This is a genomic window from Pseudomonas farsensis, assembly GCF_014268805.2.
In the GTDB taxonomy this organism is placed as follows: Bacteria; Pseudomonadota; Gammaproteobacteria; order Pseudomonadales; family Pseudomonadaceae; genus Aquipseudomonas; species Aquipseudomonas farsensis.
This window is the reverse complement of sequence record NZ_JABWRF020000002.1, coordinates 1,438,564-1,445,000: the sequence shown is the minus strand read 5'-3', so window position 1 is coordinate 1,445,000 and position 6,437 is coordinate 1,438,564. Positions and strand designations below refer to the sequence as shown.

The following is a 6,437-nucleotide window of genomic DNA, read 5'->3' as shown; positions in this document are numbered from 1 at the left end:
ATCTCTCGTAGCGGGAGGCGAATTCTACAGCGTTACAACCTGCTGTCAACCACCTTTTTCACCGCTGCCGATCAGAAGACCGAAGCACCACCAGGACCTTTCGTTTCGCTTAACTCATTGATTCTCAAGGAGTTTCGCGTTCCGTTGTCGCTGGAAGTGGGGCGCATTATAAGGGGATCTGAAACGGCGTCAACCCTTTATTTCAATAAACTGAAATATACCGCTGAGCAGCACTTACCTCACCCTCCCCTGCCTACCCAAGCGCGGGATACGCCGGGCCACTTGGGGCACCCGCAACAACATCAACATTCCACCGACCGCTGCATACACTGCCCACTCACGCAGGTCCGAGCGCACTATCCACAGAAAATGCAGCAGCCCCAACCCCAGAACCCCATACACCAGCCGGTGCAGTTTCTTCCACCGCGCCCCAAGGCGCTTCTGGCTGTAGCGGTTCGAGGTCACCGCCAGCGCCAGCAACCCGAGGAACCCAAGCGCACCCACAATAATGTAGGGCCGCTTGCGCAGCTCCACACCCAACTGCCCCCAGTCCAGCCCCAACACGAACACTATATAAGAAGCCAGGTGCAGCACTATATAAGCAAAGCACCACAGCCCCAGCTGACGCCGCACCACAATCCACCCCGGCCAACCGCTCAACCGCTGCAACGGCGTCATGCTCAGGGTGATCAACAGGAACACCAGCGCTCCCAACCCCAACCGATCGACCAGCACCTTGCCAGGGTCGGGGTCGAGCAGCCCACTCGCCGCCTGGTACAGCCACCAAGCCGGAACCAGGCAGCCGGTCATGAAGATCGCCAGGCGCAGCCATGGGTAGCGCATCAATAGTTCTTCCTGAGGTCCAGCCCGCTATACAGCGACGCCACCTCATCGGCATAACCATTGAACATCTGCGTCTCACGCACATTCGGGCTGAACAACCCGCTGGGCAGCCGCCGCTCGCGGGCCTGGGTCCAGCGCGGATGATCAACCGTCGGGTTGACGTTGGCATAGAAGCCATATTCATCCGGGGCCAAACCTTGCCAAGTGGTCGCCGGCTGCTCCGCAACCAGGCTGATGCGCACGATCGACTTGATGCTCTTGAAGCCGTACTTCCACGGCACCACAAGACGCAACGGCGCGCCGTTCTGATTGGCAAGCTCACGGCCGTACATGCCAACTGCCAGTATTGCCAGCGGGTTCATCGCCTCATCCAGCCGCAGCCCTTCGACATAAGGCCAGTCGATCAGGGCGAAACCCGAGCGCTGGCCGGGCATGCTCTTGGGGTCCTGCAAGGTTTCAAAGCGCACATAACGCGCTTTGGAGGTCGGCTCGACCTGCTTGAGCACCTCTGCCAACGGGAAACCCAGCCAGGGGATCACCATAGACCAGGCCTCGACGCAGCGCAGACGATAGATACGCTCTTCAAGCTGGTAGGGTTTGACGAAGTCTTCCAGGGCATAGCGCCCAGGCTTGCCCACCTCACCATCAACCACAACGCTCCACGGCTCGGTACTCAGGGTGCTGGCGTTGGCCGCCGGGTCGCCCTTGTCCGGGCCAAACTCATAGAAGTTGTTGTAGTGGGTGGCGTCCTTGAACGGGGTGATGGCCTCACCCTGGGTGGTGACTGCCTGCCAACGTGTGGCGCCAAGCTTGTCGCTGAACCAGCCCGGCGCCTTGCCGGGCTCGGCATCGGCGTAGCGCGAGGCTTCGGCCGCAGCGCCCAAACGGGGCATCGCAGCCACGGCAAGGCCTGCCAGTGCACCACCGAGCATGTGCCGTCGGGATAGATAGAGATGTTCGGGGGTGACCTGCGCTGACGTGCAGTCGGACTTGCGAGGGATCTTGATGAGCATGACGGCTCCACAGTTCGGGTAACTGATGTACCCGTAAGACTATGGAGCCGGCAGGTTATTCCGCGATTAAATCTTTGTCAGATTTTGCGCCGACGTGCGCGCAGCAGAAACTGCACCGGGCCGGAAATCGCATAGCCGAGGAAGATCAGCAGCAGAATGCGCGGCGGGTCGCTGAAGACCACCGCAAACACCAGCACCACGGCCAGGATTGCCACGAACGGCACGCGGCCTTTCAAGTCCAGCTCCTTGAAGCTGTTGTACTTGATGTTGCTGACCATCAGCATACCCGCAGCAGCTACCAGCAGCGCCACCAGGAACGACAGCTTGGAGCCCTGGATGCCAAAGTCGCTGAACGCCCACACGGTACCTGCCACCACGCCTGCCGCAGCAGGGCTGGCCAAGCCGATGAAGTAGCGCTTGTCGGCAGTGCCGACCTGGGTGTTGAACCGCGCCAGACGCAGCGCTGCGCCCGCGACATAGATGAAGGCAACCATCCAGCCGACCTTGCCCATGTCGCCCAAGGCCCAGCCAAATGCCAGCAACGCCGGCGCCACACCGAAGGCAACCATGTCCGACAGCGAGTCGTACTCGGCACCGAATGCGCTTTGCGTGTTGGTCATGCGCGCTACGCGGCCATCCAGGCCGTCGAGCACCATGGCGACGAAGATCGCAATGGCGGCGAAGGCGAAATACTTGCTCGCCTCGCGCGGGTCACCGGCGCTCAGAGCGCTCTGCGCGTTCATCGAGCTGATGATGGAATAAAAGCCGGCGAACAGGTTGGCAGTGGTGAACAGGTTAGGCAGCAGGTAGATGCCGCGGTGACGGACCTTGCGCCCTTCGGCATCATGGCCTTCTTCAACATGCTCATCGACAGGTAGCAGGCTTTCGGCGTCGGAGGGCTTGTTCGGCTCTTCGGGACGTTCGCTCATTAAAAGTACCTTGCAACAGGGTGGAATATGTTCGACATGGGCCCGCGAAACAGGTTCTGACAGCGAGCCACTGACCGCTTTATACCAGATGCAGGCGCCGCAAACGAAAAAACGCGGCCGAAGCCGCGTTTTTCATTTAACCAAGCAAGGCTTAGTTCTTGGCCTTGTCGACGATCTTGTTGGCCGAGATCCAAGGCATCATCGAGCGCAGTTGCTCGCCGATGATCTCGATGCCGTGGCTGGCGTTGTTGCGACGCTTGGCGGTCATCGATGGGTAGTTGGTAGCACCTTCGCTGATGAACATCTTCGCGTACTCGCCGTCCTGGATGCGCTTCAGAGCGTTGCGCATGGCCTTGCGGGATTCTTCGTTGATGACTTCAGGGCCGGTGACGTACTCACCGTACTCGGCGTTGTTGGAGATCGAGTAGTTCATGTTGGCGATACCGCCTTCGTACATGAGGTCAACGATGAGCTTCAGCTCGTGCAAGCACTCGAAGTAGGCCATTTCAGGCGCGTAGCCTGCTTCGACCAGCGTCTCGAAACCTGCTTTGACCAGCTCGACGGTACCGCCACACAGAACAGCCTGCTCACCGAACAGGTCGGTTTCGGTTTCGTCCTTGAAGGTGGTTTCGATGATGCCGGTACGGCCGCCACCCACGCCTGCAGCGTAGGACAGGGCGACGTTCTTGGCGTTGCCCGAAGCGTCCTGGTAGATAGCGATCAGGTCAGGGATACCGCCGCCTTTGACGAACTCGGAGCGAACGGTGTGGCCTGGGGCTTTCGGCGCGATCATGATCACGTCGAGGTCGGCACGTGGCACGACCTGGTTGTAGTGAATCGCGAAGCCGTGGGAGAAGGCCAGGGTAGCGCCCTTCTTGATGTTCGGCTCGATTTCGTTCTTGTACAGCGCGCCCTGGAACTCGTCCGGGGTGAGGATCATGACCAGGTCGGCAGCGGCAACGGCAGTGGCGACGTCAGCCACTTTCAGGCCGTGGGCTTCTGCCTTGGCAACGGTGGCCGAGCCTTTACGCAGACCGACGGTAACGTCTACACCGGAGTCTTTCAGGTTGCACGCCTGGGCGTGGCCCTGGGAACCGTAACCGATGATGGCGACTTTCTTGCCCTGGATGATGGAAAGGTCGCAGTCTTTATCGTAGAAAACTTTCATGAAATACCCCTGGTTATATCTCGGCCCCCTGGGGAGCCATCGCTAATTGTTGAAATTCAGATGCTGAGCACTTTGTCGCCACGGGCAATGCCGGTAACGCCGCTGCGCACGGTTTCGAGAATCGATGCAGTGCCGATGGCCTGGATGAAGCTGTCCAGTTTGTCGCTGGTGCCGCTGAGCTGCACGGTGTACACGCTGGCGGTCACATCGACGATCTGGCCACGGAAGATATCCGTGGTGCGCTTGATCTCGGCGCGCTGGGCACCGGTGGCCTTGACCTTGACCAGCATCAGTTCACGCTCGATGTGAGCGCTCTCCGACAGGTCGACAAGCTTGACCACTTCGACCAGCTTGTTGAGGTTCTTGGTGATCTGCTCGATCACTTCATCATGGCCAACGGTGGTCAGCGTCAGACGCGACAAGGTCGGGTCTTCGGTCGGCGCCACGGTCAGGCTTTCGATGTTGTAGTTGCGCTGGGAGAACAAGCCGACCACGCGAGACAAGGCACCGGGTTCGTTTTCCAGCAGCAGGGAGATGATGTGCCGCATATCAAGTACGCTCCGTCTTGCTCAGCCACATGTCACGCATCGAGCCGTCCTTGATTTGCATCGGGTAGACGTGCTCGCTGCGGTCGATCGCGATATCGATGAACACCAGGCGATCCTTCATCGCGAAAGCCTCTTCAAGCTTGGGCTTGAGGTCTTTCAGGCTGGTGATGCGGATACCCACATGGCCATAGGCCTCGGCCAGCTTGACGAAGTCCGGCAGCGACTCGACGTAGGAATGCGAGTGGCGACCGTTGTAGGCCATGTCCTGCCACTGGCGAACCATGCCCAACACGCCGTTGTTCATGTTGACGATCTTCACCGGCAGGCCGTACTGCATGCAGGTGGACAGCTCCTGGATGTTCATCTGGATGCTGCCCTCGCCGGTGACGCAGGCAACGTCCTGGTCCGGGAAGCTCAGCTTCACGCCCATGGCCGCCGGGAAGCCGAAGCCCATGGTGCCCAGGCCGCCGGAGTTGATCCAGCGGTTGGGTTTGTTGAAGCGGTAGTACTGCGCCGCGAACATCTGGTGCTGGCCAACATCGGAGGTAACGAATGCGTCGCCCTTGGTGACTTCGCACAGCGTCTCGATCACGTGCTGCGGCTTGATGACACTGCCGTCGCCCTTGTCGTAAGGGAACAGGTCGCCATCGCCACGCCATTCGTCGATCTGCTTCCACCACACGTCCAGCGCTGCCTTTTCAGGCTGCTCGCCGATCTCTTTGAGGATGCCGAGCATTTCGGTGAGCACGCTTTCGACCGGGCCTACGATTGGCACGTCGGCCTTGATCATTTTCGAGATCGACGCAGGGTCGATGTCGATGTGGATGATCTTGGCGTTCGGGCAGAACTTGGCCGGGCCGTTGACCACGCGGTCGTCGAAACGCGCGCCGACAGCGAAGATCACATCGGCGTTGTGCATGGCCAGGTTGGCGGTGTAGCTGCCGTGCATACCGAGCATGCCGAGGAACTGGCGGTCAGTACCTGGGAAGCAACCGAGGCCCATGAGGGTATTGGTGACCGGCAGGTTCAAGGTTTTGGCGATTTCGGTGAGCGCTTCGGAGCCGCCACCCAGAATCACGCCGCCGCCGGCGTAGACGATCGGGCGCTTGGCCGCCAGGAGCATTTCGGCTGCCTTGCGGATCTGGCCGGAGTGGCCACGCAGAGCCGGGCTATACGAACGCAGCTTGACCTTTTTCGGGTAGATGTACTCGAATTTCTCGGCCGGGTTGGTCATATCTTTTGGAATGTCGACCACGACCGGGCCTGGACGGCCGGACTGCGCCAGATAAAAGGCTTTTTTCAGAACTTCCGGGATTTCCGCAGCGTGTTTGATCATGAAGCTGTGCTTCACGATAGGCCGGGAAATACCGATCATGTCGGTTTCCTGGAAGGCATCGGTGCCGACCATGGTGCTAGGCACCTGACCGGACAGGATGACCATCGGGATGGAGTCCATGTACGCGGTGGCAATGCCGGTGATGGCATTGGTCGCGCCTGGGCCGGAAGTTACCAGTACCACGCCGGCCTTGCCGGTGGCACGGGCGTAACCGTCCGCCATATGGGTTGCAGCCTGTTCGTGACGGACCAGGATGTGCTGGACTTCCGGTTCCTTGAACAGTGCATCGTAAACATGCAGGAGAGCACCGCCTGGGTACCCGTAGATATGCTTAACGCCTTCGTCGCGCAAGAAGCGGACGACCATTTCAGCGCCGGATAAGAGCTCCACGTTGTTCACCTCTAAAACGCCAGAATACCGTCCTCACTGGACGGGTCTTAATAGGTTTACTGCCAAGCAGAGCATGAGCGAACGTCAGCACTGACTGAGCAAGTATTGGGAAAGCCCTTGTGTGTTGCGGGTCTTCCCACCCAGCGCGAGGTAACGCGTTGCGGGGTGTTACAAGTCGGCGCGGGTGTGCGCCTCATGATCTGCTTAGCG

Annotated in this window: 6 protein-coding genes; all 6 read right to left on the bottom strand. The window is 59.8% G+C overall.

Going from position 1 to position 6,437, the window contains the following annotated elements; all coding sequences use genetic code 11:
- Positions 1–234: 234 nt before the first annotated feature.
- The 6 genes from msrQ to HU719_RS15815 all read right to left on the bottom strand — a co-directional run bounded on the left by msrQ (position 235) and on the right by HU719_RS15815 (position 6,227).
- Positions 235–843 (bottom strand): protein-methionine-sulfoxide reductase heme-binding subunit MsrQ, encoded by a 609-nt coding sequence (msrQ, locus tag HU719_RS15840; protein ID WP_186521448.1) that lies wholly within the window; start codon positions 841–843, stop codon positions 235–237.
- Entirely contained in the window at positions 843–1,856 is a 1,014-nt protein-coding gene (gene msrP / locus HU719_RS15835; protein ID WP_186535843.1) for a protein-methionine-sulfoxide reductase catalytic subunit MsrP, read from the bottom strand. The genes msrQ and msrP overlap by 1 nt, the downstream gene beginning before the upstream one ends.
- A 77-nt stretch (positions 1,857–1,933) precedes the next feature.
- Entirely contained in the window at positions 1,934–2,785 is an 852-nt protein-coding gene (pssA, locus tag HU719_RS15830; RefSeq protein ID WP_186521438.1) for a CDP-diacylglycerol--serine O-phosphatidyltransferase, read from the bottom strand.
- A gap of 151 nt (positions 2,786–2,936) precedes the next feature.
- Positions 2,937–3,953 carry a ketol-acid reductoisomerase gene (gene ilvC / locus HU719_RS15825; RefSeq protein WP_043203627.1) on the bottom strand — a complete coding sequence of 339 codons (1,017 nt, stop codon included), beginning with the start codon at positions 3,951–3,953 and terminating at the stop codon, positions 2,937–2,939.
- A 56-nt stretch (positions 3,954–4,009) separates the two neighbouring features.
- Positions 4,010–4,501: an acetolactate synthase small subunit gene (ilvN, locus tag HU719_RS15820; RefSeq protein WP_003250040.1), complete on the bottom strand. Its 492-nt coding sequence runs from the start codon at positions 4,499–4,501 to the stop codon at positions 4,010–4,012.
- 1 nt (position 4,502) lies between these two features.
- Positions 4,503–6,227 carry an acetolactate synthase 3 large subunit gene (locus HU719_RS15815; RefSeq protein WP_186535844.1) on the bottom strand — a complete coding sequence of 575 codons (1,725 nt, stop codon included), beginning with the start codon at positions 6,225–6,227 and terminating at the stop codon, positions 4,503–4,505.
- Between the last annotated feature and the right edge of the window lie 210 nt (positions 6,228–6,437).

What these genes read in the sequence shown, in the direction of transcription:
- msrQ (WP_186521448.1), bottom strand. Translation starts at nt 843, where the DNA reads ATGCGCTACCCATGGCTGCGCCTGGCGATCTTCATGACCGGCTGCCTG.
- msrP (WP_186535843.1), bottom strand. Translation starts at nt 1,856, where the DNA reads ATGCTCATCAAGATCCCTCGCAAGTCCGACTGCACGTCAGCGCAGGTC.
- pssA (WP_186521438.1), bottom strand. Translation starts at nt 2,785, where the DNA reads ATGAGCGAACGTCCCGAAGAGCCGAACAAGCCCTCCGACGCCGAAAGC.
- ilvC (WP_043203627.1), bottom strand. Translation starts at nt 3,953, where the DNA reads ATGAAAGTTTTCTACGATAAAGACTGCGACCTTTCCATCATCCAGGGC.
- ilvN (WP_003250040.1), bottom strand. Translation starts at nt 4,501, where the DNA reads ATGCGGCACATCATCTCCCTGCTGCTGGAAAACGAACCCGGTGCCTTG.